Annotated in this window: 8 protein-coding genes, 1 tRNA gene and 3 rRNA genes; 5 read left to right on the forward strand and 7 right to left on the reverse strand. The window is 44.6% G+C overall.

Going from position 1 to position 22,602, the window contains the following annotated elements; genetic code table 11:
* Positions 1–200 precede the first annotated feature (200 nt).
* Both M886_RS15435 and M886_RS19255 read right to left on the reverse strand, forming a co-directional pair.
* The gene (locus M886_RS15435; RefSeq protein ID WP_048051447.1) at positions 201–4,955 is read right to left on the reverse strand and encodes a PAS domain S-box protein; all 4,755 of its coding nucleotides are present in this window, start codon (positions 4,953–4,955) and stop codon (positions 201–203) included.
* 50 nt (positions 4,956–5,005) lie between these two features.
* Positions 5,006–9,022, reverse strand: coding sequence for a PAS domain S-box protein (locus M886_RS19255; RefSeq protein ID WP_084685104.1), 4,017 nt, complete (start codon positions 9,020–9,022; stop codon positions 5,006–5,008).
* A 407-nt stretch (positions 9,023–9,429) separates the two neighbouring features.
* Between M886_RS19255 and M886_RS15450 the strand changes: the two genes are divergently transcribed.
* Positions 9,430–9,729: a hypothetical protein gene (locus M886_RS15450; RefSeq protein WP_053228909.1), complete on the forward strand. Its 300-nt coding sequence runs from the start codon at positions 9,430–9,432 to the stop codon at positions 9,727–9,729.
* Positions 9,730–10,515: 786 nt separating this feature from the next.
* Positions 10,516–11,118: an adenosylcobinamide amidohydrolase gene (gene cbiZ, locus M886_RS15455; RefSeq protein ID WP_048051448.1), complete on the forward strand. Its 603-nt coding sequence runs from the start codon at positions 10,516–10,518 to the stop codon at positions 11,116–11,118.
* A 355-nt stretch (positions 11,119–11,473) separates the two neighbouring features.
* On the opposite strand, the gene rrf is transcribed toward cbiZ, so the two are convergent.
* From rrf to M886_RS15475, 4 genes are all read right to left on the reverse strand, one after another.
* A 5S ribosomal RNA gene (gene rrf, locus M886_RS15460) occupies positions 11,474–11,595 on the reverse strand.
* Positions 11,596–11,670: 75 nt separating this feature from the next.
* Positions 11,671–14,577, reverse strand: a 23S ribosomal RNA gene (locus M886_RS15465).
* Positions 14,578–14,692: 115 nt separating this feature from the next.
* Positions 14,693–14,765 (reverse strand) — tRNA-Ala (locus M886_RS15470).
* A gap of 83 nt (positions 14,766–14,848) precedes the next feature.
* Positions 14,849–16,323, reverse strand: a 16S ribosomal RNA gene (locus M886_RS15475).
* Together the 16S, 23S and 5S rRNA genes with 1 tRNA gene alongside form the textbook arrangement of a ribosomal RNA operon.
* Positions 16,324–17,543: 1,220 nt before the next feature.
* Here M886_RS15475 and mtaC point away from each other — a divergent pair.
* Entirely contained in the window at positions 17,544–18,326 is a 783-nt protein-coding gene (mtaC, locus tag M886_RS15485) for a methanol--corrinoid protein MtaC (RefSeq protein WP_084685105.1), read from the forward strand.
* A 13-nt stretch (positions 18,327–18,339) separates the two neighbouring features.
* Positions 18,340–19,728: a methanol--corrinoid protein co-methyltransferase MtaB gene (gene mtaB / locus M886_RS15490; RefSeq protein WP_048051450.1), complete on the forward strand. Its 1,389-nt coding sequence runs from the start codon at positions 18,340–18,342 to the stop codon at positions 19,726–19,728.
* A gap of 402 nt (positions 19,729–20,130) precedes the next feature.
* Here the strand turns inward: mtaB and mtaA are convergent, their stop codons facing one another.
* Positions 20,131–21,150 carry a methylcobamide:CoM methyltransferase MtaA gene (gene mtaA, locus M886_RS15495; protein ID WP_011032130.1) on the reverse strand — a complete coding sequence of 340 codons (1,020 nt, stop codon included), beginning with the start codon at positions 21,148–21,150 and terminating at the stop codon, positions 20,131–20,133.
* 563 nt (positions 21,151–21,713) lie between these two features.
* On the opposite strand from mtaA, the gene M886_RS15500 reads away from it, so the two are divergent.
* Positions 21,714–22,238 (forward strand): O-acetyl-ADP-ribose deacetylase, encoded by a 525-nt coding sequence (locus M886_RS15500; protein WP_200880726.1) that lies wholly within the window; start codon positions 21,714–21,716, stop codon positions 22,236–22,238.
* Positions 22,239–22,602: the final 364 nt, after the last annotated feature.

Below are 22,602 nucleotides of genomic sequence, written 5' to 3' on the forward strand. Positions count from 1 at the left end.
AGATAGTTGGTTTCATTGAACCCTTTATAGGATTTCTACAACTGAACTGAAAAAAGGGCTTTATATTTATTTTTAGGGATCATTGCTTAAGTATATCATATTCTACAAGGACAAAGACACGAATTCCATTCATATAAATGGATTCAGAGTCCAGTTTGTAGGAATTAGTGTGTTTGAATAATCCCTCGCACCAAACTTTTTTATCCGTTTTTTTGTGATTTTAAGCCTGCATGAGCCGGATTATCTTTTTCTATTACTTTAAACTTGACGGTGAATTCCGTACCCTGTCCCCGCTTAAGTTGGAGTTCTCCATCAAGCTGGTCAACAAGGATATTTACTAACTGAAGGCCAAGTGACTCGACGCATTTTAATTCCATGTCATCAGGAAGCCCTTTCCCGTCGTCCGAGACTGTCAGGCTAAAAAGAGACATGCCCATCTCACTATTCTTCTCTTCCCTGCAGAGTTTGATTCGGATTTTCCCTTCTTCGTCTTCGTTAAATGCATGCTTGAGGGAATTTGAAACTAACTCATTAACAATTATTCCTAACGGGACAGCAGTATCCATATCAAAGAAAGTGTCTTCTTCCAGGTCCATGCTCAGACTGATATTTTTACTGCTAAGGTTGTATGTCTTGAAAAGGTTTTCAGCTAACTTTTTAAAGTATGCAGAAAAGTCCAGTGTATCGGTCCCTTCTCCTTTATAGAGTTCCTCATGGATGAGGGACATTGAGATTACCCTGTTCTGGCCTTCCCTGAAAGACTCTATAACATTTTCGTCCTCGAACTTTTCAGCCTGGAGATCCAGCAGGGAAGAGATTATCTGCAAATTGTTCTTGATTCTGTGATGAATCTCTTTTATCCGGGCTTTATCCATCCTTTCCAGAGCTTCTTCAGCCTTTTTACGTTTGGTAATATCAGTGAGCATGCTCACCGTACCCATAAACTTGCCATCTTTATCAAAAATGGATTTAGCATTTATGAGTGCCCATAAGGATGAGCCATCCTTACATATTAATTTCAATTCGTAACTCCCATTGATACCCTGCCGTCTCTTTTCCAGACTCTGTTTGAGGATAGTCTTACTTTCTTCATCGGCAAAGTCCCATACCGGTCTGCCAAGACCTTCTTCCAGAGTGTATCCGAGCATATCCGCCATTTTCTTATTAGCGTAAGTGATTATGGCTTCATCGTCTATTATGAGTATACCTTCGTTTGCTGTCTCTACAATGTTGCGGTACTTTTCCTCACTTTCCCGAAGTTTTTCTTCTACTCTTTTTCTTTCGGTTATATCTCTAGCAATGACTGAGACAGCAGTCAGCTTTCCAGAGGCGTCAAAAACCGGAGAAAGAGTTAATGAAACATTTATTATTGTGCCGTCTTTTCTTAACCGTGAAGTCTCATAATTATTGATTCTTTCTCCCTTTATAACCCTGTCAGTTAATTTTTTTGTTTCTTCACTTAAATGGGGTAGAGTCAGGATGGACTCAGTCTTTCCAAGAATTTCTTCCGCTGAATAACCATAAACCTGCTCTGCTCCTTTATTCCAGCTTGTAATAACGCCCTCAAGGGATATAGTGCCAATAGCATCACTTGATGATTCCACGATATTCGCTAAGTTTCGAATTTTCTCTTCTGATTTTTTACGCTCAGTAATATCCTGGACTATTCCCTTCGCTCGAACAGGAACATCATTCTCATCAAAAATGACTTCGCTCTCCGCATGGACGTTGCGTTCTTCCCCGTTAGCCAGTACAACCCTGTAATCAATGCCAGATGGCTTTTCGTTTAAACCTTTCTTGATAGCACTATCCACAAAATCTCGATCATCGGGATGTATATAATTTAAAAGTTCATGGTAAGTTGCGCCTGATTCTTGAGGATTACGTCCAAAAATCTGATATAACTCATCAGACCAGAATACTTCACCAGTTACAAGATCCAAATCCCAATTTCCAATGTGAGCCATCTTTTGAGCTTCAGCAAGACCTTTTTCACTTTCTTTCAAGGAGGTATAAGCTTTCTCAAGCTCCGCTGTACGTTCTTTAACCAGTTTATCTAAATTGTCATATGCTTTTTTTAGAGCTTCTTCTGCTTTTTTGCGCTCGGTGATGTCACGGGCAGCCCCTATCAATCCTATGATGTTGCCCTGTCCATCATAGTACGGTGCTTTTACAGTCTGGAGGATGCGCCATCCATATGATGTAAATATTCTCTCCTCTAAGGTTGTCCCTTTTCCGGCCTCCATGACTCGTTTGTCGTCCTCCGCTAGCTTCCTGGCGATCTCAGGAGGGTGAAAATCGGCAACGGTCTTACCGAGGACCTCTTCAGGGGGTTTGCCCATAAGCCTATAGAAAGCTGTATTTGCCAGGATCATCCGGGCTTCTCTATCCTTGACGAAGATGGCGTCTGAGACGTTCTCCATGATGTCTCGGAGGAAGGCCTCGCTCTCCCGAACCTCATTCTCGATGCGGCGCAGCTTCATAATCTTGTGAAGCTCATTGGCCACCAATTGGAGTTGCATAACATCGCGGTCGTCGTACTCATCCACCTTGTTGCCCACACCGAAGATAACCCTCACCTTGCCGTTCTCGGTGACCGGCACGCTCATGAATCGATTCACTGTAGCGTGTCCGGCAGGCAGCCCTTTTTGGTTCGGTGAGGAAGGAAAGTCATTGTAGACCACCGGCCGCTTGAGCCGGACGCAATCGACCCAGTTACCTGCCTTTTCAATAGGGTAGTGCCCTTCGTTCCCTGCCGTGCATGACCTCAATGCTTCCTGGTTCCAGGTGGTGAGGATGATCTCTTTTTCGTCCTCGGAGACGAGGTGAAAGAAGCCGATCGTGCTATCGGTTATCTTGACGGCTTGATTGAGTGCGAAATCGTAGAGCTCGCGGTCTGATAGGTTCGATGATCGGGTATAGAGCTCATATAAGCCGGTCGCTCGCGCCAGTTCGTTACTGAGCTGGTGCTCCGCCCTCTTGCGCTCGGTGATGTCACGGGCAGCCGCAAAAACACCAATAACCTCTCCATTCTCGTCTCTATAGACTGAAGCATTGTACAAAACAGGGGTTATGTGTCCATCCTTATGCTGAATCTCAAGGGGATAATCCCGGACTTCACCATCTGTAAATACCTGCTTATAGCCTGCACGAGCATTCTCAGGCTCAGTAAAGTAATCTGAAAAATCAGTTTTAATCAAATCATTTCTGGAATATCCGGTAACCTGTTCTGTAGCACAATTCACATCCGTAATTTTACCATCACGCCCAATGGTTACTAAAGGATCCAAACTGGATTCGATAAGGCTACGATTATAAATATTTGATAACCTGAGAGCTTCTTCCGCCTTTTTCCTCTGCAGAGCCTGCACCACCGCCGGCGCGATAGCTTCGAGATCCTCCTGCTGCTCAGAGCTGTAGCCCCCTTCACGATTTGCAACCGCGATCAAGCCAATCGTTTTCCCGTCCTGGACAAGCGGTACGCCAAGAAACGATGTGAGCGGCGGATGACCATATGGAATCCCGATACTGTCGGGATGTGATGGCGGATCGCTGGTAAAGAAGCCTTTCTCATTGATAATGACACTGCCGTACAGGCCATGGACAGCAAAAAAGCTCGGAGGACGGCGATGTCCGGTCTTGTCGTACATGAAGCACCGTTCCCATCCCAGATCGCTTTTTGCAACATCATGGAGAAGGCCGTCGGTACCCATTTCATTAATGAAACCAAACTCGCTGCCGGTCACTTCCAGGGCTACAGATAGACATGCATTTCCCACTTCTTCTTCTGTTTTTGCCTGCACTACATTGCTGAAGATCCGGTTGATTCCCTTAAGGATACGATTGTATCTGCGTATCCTGTGTTCTTCCTGCTTGCGTTCAGTTATATCATCAAACAGGGTGTATACCTGGAAGGGCCTGTCTTCTCCAGTCCGGAAAATGGGCACAGCATTAATGTTGATCCAGCGATAGAAGTTCTCCCGGGGATTGTAAACTCCCATCACCACGCCCTGCACTTTCTGCCCTGTTCGCAGGGACACCATAGCTGGATGCTCGAGTCCCGGGAACATAGAGCCGTCCTCCCGGATAGTAAGATACTCTTCACCCACAGAAGAGCTACCCAGGAACTCAGCTGGAGTTTTACCAAGAATTCTCTCAGCTGCGGGATTCATGGAGATTATCTTACCGCTTGCATCCTGGTAGACCACACCTTGAAGCATAGTCTCATGTAAAAGTCGATAATGTTGCTCCGACCGGAGAAGATCCTCTTCTGTCTGCTTGTGCCTGGTGATGTCGCTAAAGACCGCAATGAAACGATTACTTCCCATCGGGCTTGCAAATACTTCGAACCATCTGTCAAGAGAAGCGTTGTATTCTTCGAAGTGCATTCCCATACCTGTGCGAACAACCTCTCCGTAGCGATCCAGCCATCTCTGCTCAACGATGGGGAATATCTCTTTGAAACCCCGACCGATAACCTGTTCTCGCCTGAGACCTGAATGCTTCTCATACGCGAGATTAACATCAAGAATTATATTATCGATTGACCGACCGTTTTCATCAAAGACGATCTCGCCAATCTGTACCGCCTGTTCAGTCAAATTGAAGAGATCCTGATATTTCTCTTTGCTCTCCAGAGGCTTTTCTTCAAACTCTTTCTGACCACTTATATCGAATCCAGAAATGTTTACGCACTCCTGCATGGATAAGGGGTGAAAAACAATCAGATATACGCTTTTTCCCACTTTAACTTCGATTTTTTCCGGGTTATTCCGAGAAATTACCCTTTGCGCAATATATCCGATACTTGAAGGCAATTTTTCTCCGACTCTAACGCCCCACTCATGCAACAAGGGCTCCCCAGCCTCATTTGAGTAAAGAACAGTCCCATCCATTCCAACACTGAGCACAGGATTAGAGATATTTGTCGGAAATTGCTTCATTTTTGTGTCCATATTCCCCTCTGGCTCCCTCTCTTAGGCAGCAATATGCCTAACTTATTCTTTTATACTGCTGGATGTGACGCCTGATTACTTTTTTCTCTTACTGAAAACTTAATAATAAATTCAGCTCCGTTATTCCTATTAAGTTCAAGTTCCCCATCTAACTGATGAACAAGGGCGGTTATCAGCTGTATGCCAAGACTACCAGCAACTTCAATTTTGAGATTTTCAGAAATGCCTATACCATTGTCTGAAACAGCCAGAATAAAACTGGTGACCTTATTACATTCCTTTTTGTGCTTTCCATTTTTTTCTCTGCGGAGTTCGATTCGGACTTCTCCACTGTCTCTGCCCGGAAATGCATGTTTGAGGGAATTGGAAACGAGTTCATTGATAATTATTCCCAGCGGGACAGCAACATCCATATTAAATAACGCATTTTCTTCCAGATCCATATTCAGATGGATGTTTTTGCTACTAAGGCTATAAGTCTGGAAAAGATTTTCAGCTAACTCTTTTATGTAAGTTGAAAAGTTAAGAGTATCGGTATTTTCCCCTTTATAAAGTTCTTCGTGGATGAGAGCCATAGATATAACCCGGTTCTGGCTTTCTCTGAAAGCCTCAATAACTGTCGGATTATCGAACTTATCAGCCTGAAGGTCAAGTAGTGAGGAAATTACCTGCAAATTATTCTTAATCCGATGGTGGATTTCCTTTTTACGGGCAGTCTCAATATTTTTCAGGGTTTCTTCTGTTTCTTTACGCTCTGTAATATCCTGAATTATTCCTTTGATCCGGATAGGGTTGTTTTTTCCATCAAAAATGACCTCAGATTGCATATGGACTGCACGCTCTTCCCCATTACCCAAGACGATTCTATATTCAATACTGTGAGTTTCTCCTTTTACAGCTTTCTTAAGGACGCTATCCAAATAATCTCGATCTTCCGGATGTACGTAATTTAAAAATTCGTTATAAGACGGTGCTGATTCTCTAGAATCGCATCTGAAGATACGATACATTTCCTCAGACCAATATGCTTTACCAGTTACAATGTCCCATTCCCAGTTTCCAATATGAGCCATTCTTTGAGCTTCAGCGAGGCCTTTTTCACTTTCTTTCAATGAAATATAAGCCTTTTCAAGCTCTGATGTACGCTCTTTAACTAATTTTTCCAGATTATAATGTACTTTATTTAGATCTTCCTCTGCCTGCTTTTGCTTAGTGACATCTATTTGAACGCCATCCCATATCGTTCGGCCGTCGGGAAGCCGGCGAGGACGAGAGTGAAGTCGCATCCACTTCTCCTGACCATCTGGCAGCCGCATAGGTACTTCCATATCAAAATCCGACAACTCTCTCGCACTAAGCGCCTCTGCTTCAAAGACCCGTTCTAAATATTCCGGCGGAACTTGCCTGTACAGTGTGCTGGGGTCACACAGCACATCCTGGACATTGATGCCGTTGAGCCGTTCGATACCTGTGCTGAAGTACAGAAACCGGACACTGCCGTCGGGCTCATGGATATACTGATAAACTGCACTGTTCGGTAAGTTGTCGCCCAGGAGACGCAGACGCTCCTCGCTTTCACGAAGTGCCTCTTCGGCCCGTTTGCGCTCGGTGATGTCGCTGGCGGCACCAAACCATTCAACGATTTCGCCGTTAGCATTCAGCATAGGAACCGCACGCGAGAAGATCCATCCAAGGCTGCCGTCTGCTAGCCGGACCCGATGTTCCAGCTGATAAATGCTCTTTGTACTTATAGCTTCATTGACGACGGCTGTCACACGAGGCTGATCTTCCGGAGGGACATATTCCTGAAGCCATGAGCTACTTGGGATTTCCGTATCTGCAAGAAAACCTCGACCATAGAGCTGGCGCATCTCGCTCCAATCAGGACTCACACGATATACCACTTCTGAACTGGCCGTTACAAGAGCACGAAAACGCTCCTCACTCTTCCGCAGCGCCTCTTCAGCCCGTTTGCGTTCGGTAATGTCATGGTAAGTGCAGATTATCCTGTATATATGGCCATTTTCTTTCATGACCGGTTCGGCGCTTATCAGCATCCAGGTGAGTTCGTTTTCCTCGGGATTCCGCACGGCTACGAGCTGGTCTTTCACGGGCTTACCGGTTCTCACAGCCTTTCTAACGGGATGGTCATCGACATGCAGTAGTTTACCATCCTCTCCATAGACTTCCCATCTGCTCCATTCCTGACTATTAATATTTAGAATGTCGAGCTCGCTATCCAGGCCAAAAATCTGCATAAATGATGGGTTTACCACTGCGAACCTGCCAGTCTCATCAATAAGCGCAACTCCAGATTTTACATTCTGGACTAGTCCCCGAAACTGATCCTCGCTACAGCGAAGCGTTTCCAGCGCCTTCTTACGTTCGGTGATATCGCGTGCAGCAGCAAAAACACCAATAACCTCGCTATTCTCGTCTGTATAAACTGAAGCATTGTACAGAACAGGAGTTATATGCCCATCTTTATGTTGAATCTCCAGAGAATAATCCCTAACTTCACCATCCATGAATACCTGCTGATAGCCTGCACGGGCTTTCTCGGGCTCAGTAAAGTAATCTGAAAAATCAGTACCGATTAAATCATTTCTGGAATATCCGGTAACCTTTTCTGTAGCATTATTTACATCAGTAATTTTGCCATCAGGCCCAATGGTTACTAAAGGATCCAGACTGGCTTCGATAAGGCTGCGATTATAGATATTTGATAATCTAAGAGCTTCTTCTGCCTTTTTGCGTTCGGTAATATCTATGAATGCAGAAATAGATCCGCGCGGGTTACCCTGCTCGTCACACAGGGGTCTTGCATTGCCCAGAACATGTCGTATCTTGCCTTCCGAAGATACAACGTTTAGCTCGAAATCGTTTACCTCTCTACCTGCAGCTGCCACCTGTGAGGGCATATCTTCAGGCTGCATCTCCACCCCGTCCTTGAATAACTTAAACAACTCGGGTCTCTCTCCTTCAGGAGCGGACTTGGAGAAGTTTGTACCCTCAGGAGCATGCACCCATTCATAGGAGAGGCGGTTGCCGGTTATCTGAAGAGCCTTGGGATCGTGTGCTATATAAACGGAGACCGGAACAGCATCCAATACTACTGCCAGCTCATCCGAGCGAGCCCGCTCACGTTTCTCGCTCTCTCTCAGCGCGTCTACCACAGCATCACGTTCAGCCAGGGATTGAGACAGCTTGATATTGCTGTAGCTTAGTTGTGAGATCATATTGGCAAAGGTCATGAAGAAAGCCATGCCTGTATCCACAGCTTCCCTGCTCAAACGCGGGACCTTTTCAAGCACTTTTATATACTCTTCCTCATTGAAGCCGTATTTTCTGGCCTGGGACAGGAAAAGACCGTAGTCAAGAGGCTCATTATCAAAAAGGAACTGCCCTGAGAAGATATTGCCTACATGTTGCCCTTCCACCATAATGGGAGTCACTACGTCCCACATATTGTTCTTGCACCTGTACAGCTTATATTCTCCCGGAGCAACGTCAGCAGTTAGATTTATGTCACTTTCTATGCAGTACTTGCAGGTTTCAGGATTAACCCTGTGAAATTTTGTGCAGATATCCTGCCATCCAACACTTACCAGAATATTGCCCTTAAGATCAAGCAGGGCCATGGGGATATGAGAAAGCCTATAAAAATCATTCATAAGGGACTGGATTGCTTTAGCGTCAATAATCTCGGCAAGTTCCAGGTTCACCTTTTCTTGAGTTTCACCTTCAAGAAGTTCTTCCTCAAGATTTTTACTGTCACTTATATCAAATCCGTAAATGTTTACGCATTCTTGTTCGGGTAAGAGGTGAAATACAACAAAGTACACTCTCTTGCCTATTTTAACTTCTATTTTTTCAATAGCTTCCCGGGAAATTGCCCTTTGAACAAAAATTTCGATATGTGGAGGTAATTTATCTCCTACTCTCACTCCCCACTCATGCAGTAAGGACTCACCTGCCTCATTTGAGTTAAAAACGACACCATCCTTTGCCACAGCCACACTGAGCACAGGATTCGAGTCTGTTGCTGGAGATTGCCCCGTTTTCACTTTTATTTCCCCCTTAAATCTCCATTACCTAGCCGACAAAACACCTGCCTTCAACAATCAGCGAATAAATTATAGTTTTTTGATTTCCATACTCTTTTACTTTCTGTTATATAACAAGACATCATTTGTATTCAGTTGTATTGATAACTTTAAGACATTATATTATAGTATATTATAATGCCATTTCCTTGATTTGCATTATTTGAATTTCTTTTTTTATATTGCTAACAAATTATAAGTTAACATAATAAGATAAATTTAAACAAATATTGGCTAATACAGCTGTATCAGTAACCCATCCATGAAGGAACGAATAGTACCAGGTATCCGTATGTACCGCCTGACCCTTGTCCAGACTGCATGGATAGAGCTATGGAAAAATTAAGGCATGAAGTATATGAGCAAATGTGGGTCCAAGCAAGTTTACAATTACAGGAACGCTTAAAGTCTACAAGCGAGAAGATCGCCTGAAAGAAATATCCTCCCAACCCTTTTCCCCTGCGGGCGTTATGATGAGGCTACCCCGTTTACAACTGAATACTATCATCATACTTCCGGTCTCTGAGATTGTTATCTTTGAGGATGCATCGCATCAACACCACCTTGAAAAAACAGATGAGTACCTTAAGGTCGTGCGTAATTTTATAGATAAAGCAGAGAAAAGACAGATGTTCACACCCCTTAAAACTCCAATCCCACTAAAATAAAAGTGTTTTTTAGGTTTTCCAAATCAATCAGGAATTCTATGCAACAGGTATTCATATATCATAAGAAGCCGGGATTTAGAGCGAAGAAAAAAGTAAAATGAGAGAAAAATAAGAAAATAAATGAAAAGCCGAGATTTTTAAAAAGGGCTACAAATTACCAAACATTTAAGAACCAACTCAACCACAATCAGCCCCAGCATTACAAAAAATAAAAGAATCAAAAGGTTGAGAATGATCGGGTCAATTCTTCTTAGAACTGCCCCCAGTTCATCCATACCAATTACCATATATAATAATGATAAATTAATATATTTAAGTTTCGTTTATTATTTTATTAGAAATAGAATTAACATCTCTTTTCTAATTCTATAGTCTATTTTAACAGTTGAGAAAGATGTCCTGGTTTTTCAGCTGTTTGCCTTCAAGATTAACTCTTCGCTTTTAAGATTAGCTCCTTGCCTTTGAGATTAGCTCTTCACTTTTAAGATTTTTCGGTTTTTTCAAATTATGAGTTTTTGACTTAACGAAGATGGCATTTATCAGTTCATTATAATAATTATTTATAAAACTAAAAAAATTGAAAAGAAACTTTGACATCAGTAAGAATTACCGTACACTGCATAAAGAGTCTGAATGTAATGCTATACTTATCCGAGAGGACCGGAATACTTAATATAAAATCTCGTAACCTTATGTAACGAGTTTGGAAAATATTATCTCACAATACTATCTCGCAACTCGCCACCTATATGAAATATACATCCTCTTTAAAAACGGAGCCCTTACATGCAATACCACATAAAAGACCAGACACTCATTATAAAAGGTGATTTTGAAGCCGTAAGCACCGGATTAAACGGCGGCCGTGCGCGGGTAGAATACATTTTTAATAAACAGGTGCCAAGGACTTTTAATCCCCCAAGTCCTGAGGAGTTCATAAGAGAAGAAGCTCGAAAAGACGGAATAGAAACAGCCAGTCTCGGTCTTCTGACAGCAGTAAATATGGAATACCTCCAGGTCATTGAAGACGATTATATGACAGCTTTTATAACAGCTGGCGTAAGCAACGGCTCGGAATTCAGGGCAAAGGCAGGGACCATAAACATAATTCTGGTCTCAAAAGCAAGGCTATCAGAAACAGCTCTCTTCGGTGCAATCATCACAGCTACTGAAGCTAAAGGGCTTGCTCTTCTCGAAAAAGGATACAATTTTCTGGGCACCAATACGGATGCAGTTATTGTTGCATATAAGACCTGCTCAGACGCGAGCCCGAAAAGTAAGACAAATCAGGAAATCCCTTATGCAGGCTCGAGTACGGAGTTTGGAAAAAAGATTACTGGAGCAGTTATAAAAGGAGTAAAAGCAGGGCTTGAGCTGAGAGGAGAATAACACAAAACTGTTTTAGTATACAATATAAACTAATCAAATTTCCCACCACTCATGCCCTATTTAAGATACCGTGAGGTGCGCGCTCTTTAGATCTGAAAACGCGGCTCCGGAAGTAAGAATGAAAGTTAAGGAATGTCTCAGGCATATGTCTTGATTTATCGACAAATATAGCTTAAAAGCTTGAGACTGCAAGTAGTAAACAATTACAATATTTGATAAACGAAGTTCTGAAAGACAGTAAATGATTAAAACAAGAATAAGATCAAAACAAAAAACCAGAAAAATCATTCAAAAAGACAATATTAGAAAAAACAATTTCAAAAATCGGTTTTAAAATTAAAGTATTATAAGGTGAGCTTGGCAGCGATCCAGAGTTCCCGAAGGCTCGCACACTTCAGTACAGTAAGGAACGCGGGCAGGCTTATCTTCTGTGTTCGGGATGGGTACAGGAGTTGCCCTGCCGCTATGGCCGCCAAACTCAACCTATAAAAAGGATAGGGGAATATGAAAGTCGTGTTAGTGCTGCATACTGAATTTCGCCTGGACCTGAATTAGGGAAAGGAACGGATAGTTAGTGAACGCGGACTGAACACCTCGTTGCCTTGGTGCTTACATCCCGTTTCTATCAAACCGGTCTTCTACCGGAATCCTTAAAAAGGTCTCTTTTTAGGTCAGATTTCGAGCTTAGATGCATTCAGCTCTTATTCCTTAGCGCGTAGCTGCCCGGCGATGCCTTGTCAGACAACCGGTACACCAGTGGCGCCGCTGCTTGGTTCCTCTCGTACTAAAAGCAGCTTACCCGCAGACCTTGTGCACCTCTAGTAGATAGTAACCGACCTGTCTCACGACGGTCTAAACCCAGCTCACGATCTCCTTTAATAGGCGAACAACCTCACCCTTGGCCGCTGCTGCACGGCCAGGATGGAAAGAACCGACATCGAGGTAGCAAGCTGCCGGGTCGATATGTACTCTTGCCGGCAACGACTCAATTATCCCCGGGGTAACTTTTCTGTCATTTTTGGCCCCCACCAAGGAGGCTCAAAAGTTCGCTAGAACCGACTTTCGTCTCGTCATCCACTGCTGTGCTGAATAACGTCAGGCTGACTTATGCTCTTGCACTCTTCAGTGAGTTTCCGACCCACTTGAGTCAACCATTGCGCGCCCTTGATATCTTTTCAAGGGCGTCCCGCCCCAGGCAAACTGCCCACCTATCGGGGTCCTCTTCGCAGAGTTAGGGTCGTAGTCCCAGAAGGGTAGTGTCCCAATTGTGGCTCCACGCATGCTGGCGCACACGCTTCGATGCCTCCTACCTACTCTGTACATCCAGAACCACAACCCAGCGACAGGCTGCAGTAAAGCTCCACGGGGTCTTCACTTCCCCCTAGAGGTCTCTAGACTGTGCACTAGAATGTAAGCTTCACCGGATTCCAGTTAGGGACAGTAGGGCTCTCATTGATCCATTCATGCAAGTCGCCAATTAAGCGACAAGGTACTACGCTACCTTAAGAGGGTCATAGTTACCCCCGCTGTTTACAGGCCCTTCTTCCCGTTGAACCGGGGTTTCAGGTACCTGCACTGAGCAGGATTCAGAGATTGTACTAGCCCTTACGGGTTTGCAATCTCCTATGTTGGTATTAGACAGTTAGAGCCCCCTGGTCACTGCGACCTGCTGTCTTCACAGCAGGCACTCCTTATCCCGAAGTTACGGAGCTAATTTGCCGAATTCCCTTAACTGAAGTACTCCGACACGCCTTAGCCTTTTCAGCTAGGGGCACCTGTGTCAGTTCTCGGTACGGACATTTAGCTGCCTTTTCACGGGTCCCTGGGTGCAGCCGACTTGAGCCATTACAGATTCGCCCGATTCTCGCCATTACGGCTCTCCACGGGATTCGCTGCTTAGACGGCGCGACGGCGCCGCTCGGCCTGCCCTGAGACGTCAGACTCAGTGCTAAATGGTACAGGAATATTAACCTGTTTCCCTTTTGGCGTACTCGAATTACGGTACGTCTTAGGACCGACTAACCCTCGGCTGACGAACATTGCCGAGGAAACCTGGCCCCTTCGGCGGCAGGGATTCTCACCCTGCTATGCTGCTACTATTACCAGGATTTTCGTTTGTGAACGGTCCACAGGACTTCACAGCCCTGCTTCAGCCCGAACACAACGCCTTCCTACGAGATTACCTTACGGTACTCCGTGGTATCGGTGGTCGACTTGAGCCCCGTCAATTTTCGGGGCCCCAAACCTCGACTGGTGAGCTGTTACGCACTCTTTGAAGGGTAGCTGCTTCTAAGCTAACCTTCCAGCTGTCTTGGGCTTGGGACGCCCTTTAGTGTTTACACTTAGTCGACACTTGGGGACCTTAACCACGGGCTGGGTTGTCTCCCTTACGGACTACAAGCTTACCCCAGCAGTCCGGACTCCGACTATCTTTGATGACAGTGGGTTTGGAGTTTGACAAGCGGGCGAGGGGTTTCCCCCCCGGAACCGCCAATCAGTGCTCTACTCCACCGACAATCTCCAGTCAGGTCATGCTGCGACATGTTTCGGAAGGAACCAGCGGATGCCGGGTTAGATTAGCATTTCACTACGAGACGCAGGTCACACGAATGATTTGCAGATCAATACCGCTTGCGGTCCTCCACGTAGCTTTCGCCACGCTTCAACCTGCCCACGCCTAGATCACCCGGCTTCGGGTCGTACCCCGATGACTCCACGCACTTGTATACGTCGTGCCTCACCCGTAAGGGTTGCGCACATGTTGCTTTCGCTTCGGCTGCCCAATTAAAAGGTTAGCCATTGCCATCAAGATACACTCCCTGGCCCGTTCTTCAAAACGTAAGATACGACACTGGCAGTGATATTCGTACAACACTCTCGCGAGTGGTTCCTTCATATCAAAGATCCTTTCATGCCGTATCGTTCCATCACTATCAGGTTTCAGGCACTTTGCACCTCCCTTCTCGGGGTACTTTTCAGCGTTCGGTCACCCTACTATTTCGCTATCGGTCTCAAGGAGTATTTAGTTTTGGAGGTTGGTGCCCCCCGGATTCCCGCACGATATCCGACGCACGGTACTCAGGGACATGTTCCCGTCTTCTGGCTTACACCTACGTGACTGTCACACTCTATGGTCTGCCGTTCCAGGCAAGTTTGGTTTTGCCGCGAGACTTTTGAACAGCCCTACAACACCACATTTCCCCGAAGGGATTCGGTTTGAACTGTGCCGGTTTCACTCGCCGTTACTTACGGCATCTCGTTTGATTTCTTTTCCAGCTCCTACTGAGATGTTTCAATTCGGAGCGTTCCCGATCATGACTGATCACTATGGAGAGGTCCCATTCGGAGATCCCGGGTTCATTGGATCCATGCACCTACCCCGGGCTTATCGCAGCTTGGCACGTCCTTCATCAGCTCTTGAGCCGAGCCATCCACCTGATAGCATAATTCCTGTATACCTAACCAGGTCCAGTTAGCGTTCAATATACAGCACCTATACACGACTTCATGTGCCTGCGGTTCCGCGCAGGCTATCCATCCTTCCCCGAAAATTTACTTTCCGGGTGCACAAAAATGGACTTGCTGGGACTCGAACCCAGGGCCTCTGCCTTGCAAAGGCAGCGATCTTCCAGCTGATCTACAAGCCCGAGAGAGACAAGAGATCCAAATGGATCTCAGGTTTGAGGATTTGTTCGGTTTATCGGCATCTGGGTGACATTGTTTTATGCTTAGGAGGTGATCCAGCCGCAGATTCCCCTACGGCTACCTTGTTACGACTTAACCCCCCTTGCAAAGCACAGGTTCGAACACGGCACAGAGTCCGTGCCCTCACCCATACCTCACTCGGGTGGTTTGACGGGCGGTGTGTGCAAGGAGCAGGGACGTATTCACCGCGCTATATTGAAACGCGATTACTACGGATTCCAGCTTCACGAGGGCGAGTTACAGCCCTCGATCCGAACTACGAATGGGTTTGTGAGATTACCAGCCCTTTTCAGGGGAGGGACCCATTGTCCCATCCATTGTAGCCCGCGTGTAGCCCGGGAGATTCGGGGCATACTGACCTACCGTGGCCCGCACCTTCCTCCGATTTAACATCGGCGGTCCCCACAGAGTACCCATCGTCCCGGAGGACATGCTGGTAACAGTGGGCACGGGTCTCGCTCGTTGCCTGACTTAACAGGATGCTTCACAGTACGAACTGGCGACGGCCATGCACCTCCTCTCAGCGATTCAGGCAAAGTCTTCAGCTTGGCCTACATATTGCTGTCGCCCCCGGTGAGTTGTCCGGCGTTGAGTCCAATTAAACCGCAGGCTCCACCCGTTGTTGTGCTCCCCCGCCAATTCCTTTAAGTTTCAGCCTTGCGGCCGTACTTCCCAGGTGGCTCGCTTCACGGCTTCCCTGCGGCACCAGACACGGTCGCGCCATGCCTGACACCTAGCGAGCATCGTTTACGGCTGGGACTACCCGGGTATCTAATCCGGTTCGTGCCCCCAGCTTTCGTCCCTCACCGTCGAACCCGTTCTGGTAAGACGCCTTCGCCACAGGTGGTCCCACAGGGATTACAAGATTTCACTCCTACCCCTGTAGTACCTCTTACCTCTCCCGGTTCCAAGTCTGGCAGTATCCCCCGAAAGCCTAATAGTTAAGCTATCAGATTTCCCGGAGGACTGACCAAACCGGCTACGGACCCTTTAGACCCAATAATCACGATCACCACTCGGGCCGCCGGTGTTACCGCGGCGGCTGGCACCGGTCTTGCCCGGCCCTTGCTAACGGATGTATTTTACACATCCGGACAGCCAGCATATGATGCTGGCACTCGGTGTCCCCTTATCACGGTTTCCCGCATTGTAAAGTTTTCGCGCCTGCTGCGCCCCGTAGGGCCTGGATTCATGTCTCAGAATCCATCTCCGGGCTCTTGCTCTCACAACCCGTACCCGTCGCTGGCTAGTAGGTACATTACACCCACTACTACCTGATAGGCCGCAGACCCATCCTTGGGCAGACGAATCCTTTTGACGCATAAAGCATTCCAGCAAATATGCGTTATCCGGAATTATCCCCAGTTTCCCGGGGTTATGCCGGTCCCAAGGGCAGGTTATCCACGTGTTACTGAGCAGTACGCCATGTATTGCTACATATGACTCGCATGGCTTAGGCGAACACCGATAGCAGTAACCTCTGGCAGGATCAACCAGAATTGTTATTGTATCGCACACTTCAAAATTAAAGGTCTTGGTCGCAGAAACTTGCACTAACAACTATCAATTCAGTTAGTTCATGTCGCGATAAATGTAGTATAACAAATATCACCCAGAATTAACCGAACCGACAAATCCTCGTCAGTCAGGAAATAACTCCTGACTCCATTAAAAGATGAAATTGAATTTGATTTTCAACCCACACATTTGACCTGTGTGAGGGATACATACAAGACGCTTCTTGTATATAAAGCTTTGTATTGTCAGGTTCACAACATTATGGATGTGAAGAACCCATACAAGACATTTCTTTGAAATAAAGCTTCTTATGACTTTCACACATTTGAGCTGTGTGAAGGATACATAAAAGACAGCTTTTGTATATAAAGCTTTTCCCACCTCGCAGCTTTTCAAAGCAGATACCATGCAAAGAATTTTGCCTGAACCTGCAAAGACAGCGCATTTCCGATTAGTGAAATCGGAAGAAGGCGAGACTTGCACATTAACTGTACAAGAGGAATATACAAGACCGTTCTTGTATATAAAGCTTTTTGCTTACCATACACTTGCATACAGATTTTATTGAAGAAGTAATAATTCAACAAATCCATAAGCGTATGCCGCCTGACCTCTCGGATCAGGGAATCTCCTAAACGCAGCTCTCGTATAAATACTTTTTGCGTGAGAATAAAAAACTGCCGTATAAGAGAGAATGGAAATTGCTTTTGGAAATAAAGGCATCAGAAGAATGAGGGGACAGTATATAAAGAAATATAAAGTGATCTGGATATTCGTTAATAATTTCTTTTCATAACTAATATCTTTTCAAATATCTTTTCAAACATCTTCAGCTATGATTACCACTATTTTCACACTAAAAACATGAAGTCCTGTACCTGTTGTAAAAAAATACAGCCTTATAGGCTGGAAAAAAACAGTATCGTTAAGGACTGAAATTACTTATTTTCAGTCTTAGAACCTTAGACTTGCTCAGTGAATTTTATATATATAGAATCACAATTAAATTAAGGGGAGTTGTAAGTCCCTTTAAGAAATTGGGAAGATTCTGGGAATTAATACCTGATTAGATCATATTTAGGTATCCTTATCAAAAAATGGGGAATTAGAGGGTATCTCGGTATTTTATAGGTCTTACCAGGAACTTTTTTAGCCCGACCTTTACCCCTACTTAAACCAGGGATTGCTCCTCAAGAGCTTAAATGGAGGTTAAATATTTGATAGAAATAGATCCCAGTATGATTCTGGTGCGTTATAATGTAAAAATGGAAAAGCAAATGACACCAGAAGAAGCTGCAGAAGAACTTTACCCAAAAGATGAATTAATTTATCCGATAGCAAAGGCCATTTTTGAAGGCGAAGAAGATGACGTTGTAGAAGGACTGGAAAAGGCCATTAGCTCTGGAAAGGACCCAATCTCCCTAATAGATGACGCATTGATGGTTGGTATGGGGGTAGTCACCAGACTTTACGATGAAGGAATTATTTTCCTGCCAAACGTTATGATGTCTGCTGACGCTATGCTGGAAGGTATCGACCATGTTAAGCAGAAGGCAGGAAAGGCACCCACAGTAAAAGGAAAAGTAGTATGCCATGTTGCAGAAGGTGACGTCCATGATATCGGAAAGAATATTGTGGCTGCACTACTGAGAGCAGCTGGCTATGACGTTGTAGACCTTGGAAGAGATGTTCCTGTAGATGAGGTCATCGCAACTGTTGAAAAAGAAAATCCCATGATGCTAACAGGTACTGCTCTGATGACCACGACCATGTATGCATTCAAGGAAGTTAATGATAAGCTTATGGAGAAAGGCTACAGGATCCCATTTGCATGTGGTGGCGGTGCTGTGAATCAGGATTTCGTGTCCCAGTATGAGCTTGGGGTTTACGGTGAAGAAGCAGCCGATGCCGCTAAAATAGCCGATTTCATCAAGGCAAATGGGGACAACGTTGTGAAACTAAGGGAGAAATTCCATAGACACTGAGGAGGTGGAGTAGATGGCAGTAAACAGATGTACTAAAATGTCTTATGCAAGCGCAGATGAAATGATCTTTGGAAAAGCCGTCAAGCCCGTCAAAGCAGGGCTCGGGCTCGAGATCGGGGCCGGCTACACAACTCCTGAAGTAAACTACGCTCCCAGGCCTGAAGCAGGTGCATCCAAAGAAAAGCTCATAAAAGAATATGAAAGGATCACTACCGACATCATGGCAAGGATGGTCCAGATCGGTGCTCCAGCTGTTGTTCTGGAAACCGAACACGTCCAGCAGATGTCCAACAATCCCGAATGGGGTGCAGCTGTTGCACACGCCCAGAAAACCATCATGGAAGACTACCATGATGAATACGGCATCAAGTGTGCTCTCCGTCACACCATTGGTGATATTCGTGAGAGCAGGGACTTCCTCGAGCTCAGAGGGGGAGACAAGTACAACACCTTCCTAGAAGCCTTTGAGCAGTGTGCAAAGAGTGGCGCAGACATGCTTTCTGTAGAATCAATGGGTGGAAAAGAAATCTTTGACTATGCCATTCTCAGGAACGACATGGCCGGCATACTTTTCGGTATAGGCGTTCTGGGTAGCATGGATATGGAAATGATCTGGAAAGACATTTCTGACATTGCAAAGAAGAATAACGTGGTGTCAGCCGGCGACACAGACTGTGCCCAGGCAAACACCGCAATGTTCATTGCAGGAGGTCTTCTTGACAAGAACCTTGCCCATACAATAGCAATAATTGCCAGGACCATATCAGCAGCGAGATCTCTCGTGGCATACGAAGCAGGTGCAACTGGCCCTGGTAAAGACTGCGGTTATGAAAACACAATTGTCAAGTCAATTGCAGGAGTTCCGATTGCTCAGGAAGGTAAGACCTCAACCTGTGCCCACTCTGACCTGATGGGTAACATCGTCATGCAGTGCTGTGACCTCTGGTCCAATGAATCTGTCGAATACCATGGTGAATTCGGCGGTACCACAGTTCAGTGCTGGTCTGAGACCCTTGCATATGACTGTTCCATGATGAACGTCGCTCTCCAGTCGGGCAACGAGAAAGTACTGAGAGACATACTCGTGGCTTCCGATATGTACAGAGACGCGCAGGGCTATGTCCTCGCATATCCGCATGCCTACAGGGTAGGAGAGGCAATTGTCAGGAACGGAGACGACATCTACCTCCGTGCAAAGAATGCCGCTCTCGAAACCATCAAAATCGTCGAAGAAGGAGCAAAAGGTAAGCTCGAACTCTCAAGGTTCGAAACAACTGCACTTGCAAACGCAAAGACATCTTTTGAAGCTCTTACTGACGATGCTGACAAGTTCATGAGCGACTGCCTTACAAAATATAAACAGGAAGTCAAAGTATTCAAGCCAGAGAACTACGGCCTCTAACCAGGCTGTAACTTTTTTCTTTTTCTTTTTCTTATCCCGAAAGCCTGTTAAGATATTCTACAGCGGTTTTCTTCAGTATACTTTACGAATTTTTCATTCATGACTGGATTTCTTTAGTATGCTCTCAGGTTTTTACCAGTACTGGGTTTTCGTTCAGCATTCAGAACACTTATTTTATCTTTGCACTACTGTCAATAACTGAGAAAAATGATAACAATATGAACAATAAAGACAATAATAATAATAATAATAATAATAATAATAATAATAATAATAATAATAAACGAGATAATAAAAGGAAAAGTAATAATAAAAGGAAAAAATATAAAAACAAAAATTTTTAAAAATCACATTCGATTAAAAGATGAAATTAAAAATTAAGTGGAGATATATTTCAATTAATCAGGCGTAATATTCATCCCTGGCTTCTACCATTGCTTTAATGTGTGAAACAGGGGTCATGGGCGCAATTCCACATCCCGGTGCCAGCACGTCAACTCCGTCATCAAGAGCCTGCCTGGCTTCGGTTTTTATTTTGTCAACCGGGCCCGGAAGCAAAGTGAACGGGCTTGAAATGTTTCCTACGAGCCTGGTTCTGTCCCCGAGTATTTCTTTGGCTTTCTTTACGCTCCCTATTTTCTCTTCAACACTCAGACCTTCGAAACCACAATCTGCCATATAGTCAAGGATAGGATTTACATTGCCGCAGACGTGCAGGACTGTGACCGAATTCACATTTGAGGAAAACCTCTGAAGTCTTGATTGAAGTATATTTTTAAAGGAGTCAGGACTCATCAGGTCAGGAGATGCAACAGGGTCCGCAATGGCAACAACGTCTGCTCCTGCAAGAGCCATAGAGTTTGCGTAGGCTATTGTGGCTTCGGTAGCAAAATCAAGTACCTGCTCAAAAAGATCGGGTTTTTTCAGAGACCATTTCATAAAAGTCTTTACACTTGAGAGGTCGGAGGCAAGGGTAACCGGACCTTCCATACCGCCGATAATAGGCACATCAGGTCCTACCTTTTCTCTGATGATTTTAATAGAGCCCAAGACAGCCTGGATCCTGCCCTTATCAATCAGGTTCTCAGGCATTTCCATACCTTCGAGATCTTTGGGGTAAGGGTGAGCTGTGACAGAAGGCTGCCTGTTTTTTGTCCCCATATTGACCTCACATCCCATTGCTTCTGCAAGCACTGTCAGGCAGTATGGAACCCTCACAGCTTCGAGCCCGCTGACCTCATAATTTGCAATCGCCAGCTTTGCCATCAGTTCAGGTTCTGAGTGAGCTTCTGGCCAGGGTGCTCCCACCTGATCCATCAATTCTACAATCCCGGTCTGAGTCACGGAACAAACAGGCACTTTGTCAACCTGCTTTCCTTCCAATGCGTTTAAAAGTCTCTCCTTAAGTGTCATATCACCCATGGTAATCTCCCCGTTGAAATGATTCGAGATTTATTCTGCCTCTGTCCAGCCACGGTCAAGAAATATATTTAAGAAATTTTCCGGTCCAGTTTTTAACCGTTGATTTATTTAGTAATTTATACTGACCGTTTAGGTTCTGGTTTTTAAGCCATTTTTATAACAGGATTGCCTCGGTAACCCCAGGAGGCGTATAAGAGCGGTTAGAGCTTATTAAGCGGGCAATTAAGCCTGCGGGTCACCGAAATCCCCGTTTTCGGACTGACTACTATAATCTGGGTTTTATGCTATATCATTGTTTGGGAGAATACGAATTAAAAATGTGAACTTTAAAAAATACAAATTAAAACTACGATTTTTAAAAAAGTGAAAATAAAATAAGTCAGAAAAATAAGTCAGAAAAATAAGTCAGAAAAATAAGTCAGAAAAATAAGTCAGAAAAATAAGCTTCAGAAAGTCCGCTACCAGAAAAAGACTCTAAACCAGAAGAAACTCTAAAATACGGGATAAATCTCCTGATAAACCAGGTGAAAAATCAGAATACCAGAGTAGAAGAAGGAATCCGTATGGAGCTAAACATAGATAGAATAAGGATATTCGAAGGCGATATAGTGAAAATGAGAGTGGATGCCATTGTTAATGCTGCAAATAATACACTCCTGGGAGGCGGAGGAGTAGACGGAGCAATCCACAGAGCTGCAGGTCCTGCATTACTTGAGGAGTGTAAAACTCTTAACGGCTGCCCTACAGGAGAAGCAAAAATTACTTCAGGATACCTTCTGCCTGCAAAATACATTATACATACAGTTGGCCCTGTGTGGCAGGGAGGAGAAAAAGGAGAGAATGAACTTCTGGCTTCCTGCTACAGAAAAAGCCTTGAACTTGCCAGGGATTACAAAATAAAAACAATTGCTTTTCCAGCCATAAGCACAGGAGCCTATAGTTTTCCTTCCGAAAGGGCAGCAGGTATTGCAGTTTCTCAGGTGAAGGAGTTTCTTCAGAAAAACGAGATTCCTGAGACTGTTTATCTGGTCTGTTATAACAAAGACAGCTGCAAAAGCATCAAAAAAGCCTTGAGCAAAATCTTGTGAGCCCGTGATAAGAGAATTCAGATGGAAATATCTTATACATATTTTTTAATAATTTAACTGTCTTCAAAGAGATTGCTCAAATGCGTGGTAAACAATGAGAAAATTAAATTTTGAAAGTTTTCTCCCACACACACTTATGGGAGATTCTTTATATAGTATGTTAGAAAAATAGGTTCTAAATAAAAATTATAATGATAAAGATATGATAGCAAATTATAGATCCAAAGGCATGATAACAAATTATAGATGCCATTAACACCTGCACAAAAAAGCGGGAATTAAACACGTATTCCTAATATGGATCAGTAAACGCATATCAGTAAAAATGTATAAAAAATATATCGATACCATATGTAAGTATCAA

The sequence above is a fragment of the Methanosarcina soligelidi genome, from assembly GCF_000744315.1.
Lineage (GTDB): Archaea > Halobacteriota > Methanosarcinia > Methanosarcinales > Methanosarcinaceae > Methanosarcina > Methanosarcina mazei.

Bases quoted from the DNA above. Each gene is read 5' to 3' on its own strand.
- M886_RS15435 (WP_048051447.1), bottom strand. From the start codon at position 4,955: ATGGACACAAAAATGAAGCAATTTCCGACAAATATCTCTAATCCTGTG.
- cbiZ (WP_048051448.1), top strand. From the start codon at position 10,516: ATGCAATACCACATAAAAGACCAGACACTCATTATAAAAGGTGATTTT.
- mtaC (WP_084685105.1), top strand. From the start codon at position 17,544: ATGGAGGTTAAATATTTGATAGAAATAGATCCCAGTATGATTCTGGTG.
- mtaB (WP_048051450.1), top strand. From the start codon at position 18,340: ATGGCAGTAAACAGATGTACTAAAATGTCTTATGCAAGCGCAGATGAA.
- mtaA (WP_011032130.1), bottom strand. From the start codon at position 21,150: ATGGGTGATATGACACTTAAGGAGAGACTTTTAAACGCATTGGAAGGA.
- M886_RS15500 (WP_200880726.1), top strand. From the start codon at position 21,714: ATGGAGCTAAACATAGATAGAATAAGGATATTCGAAGGCGATATAGTG.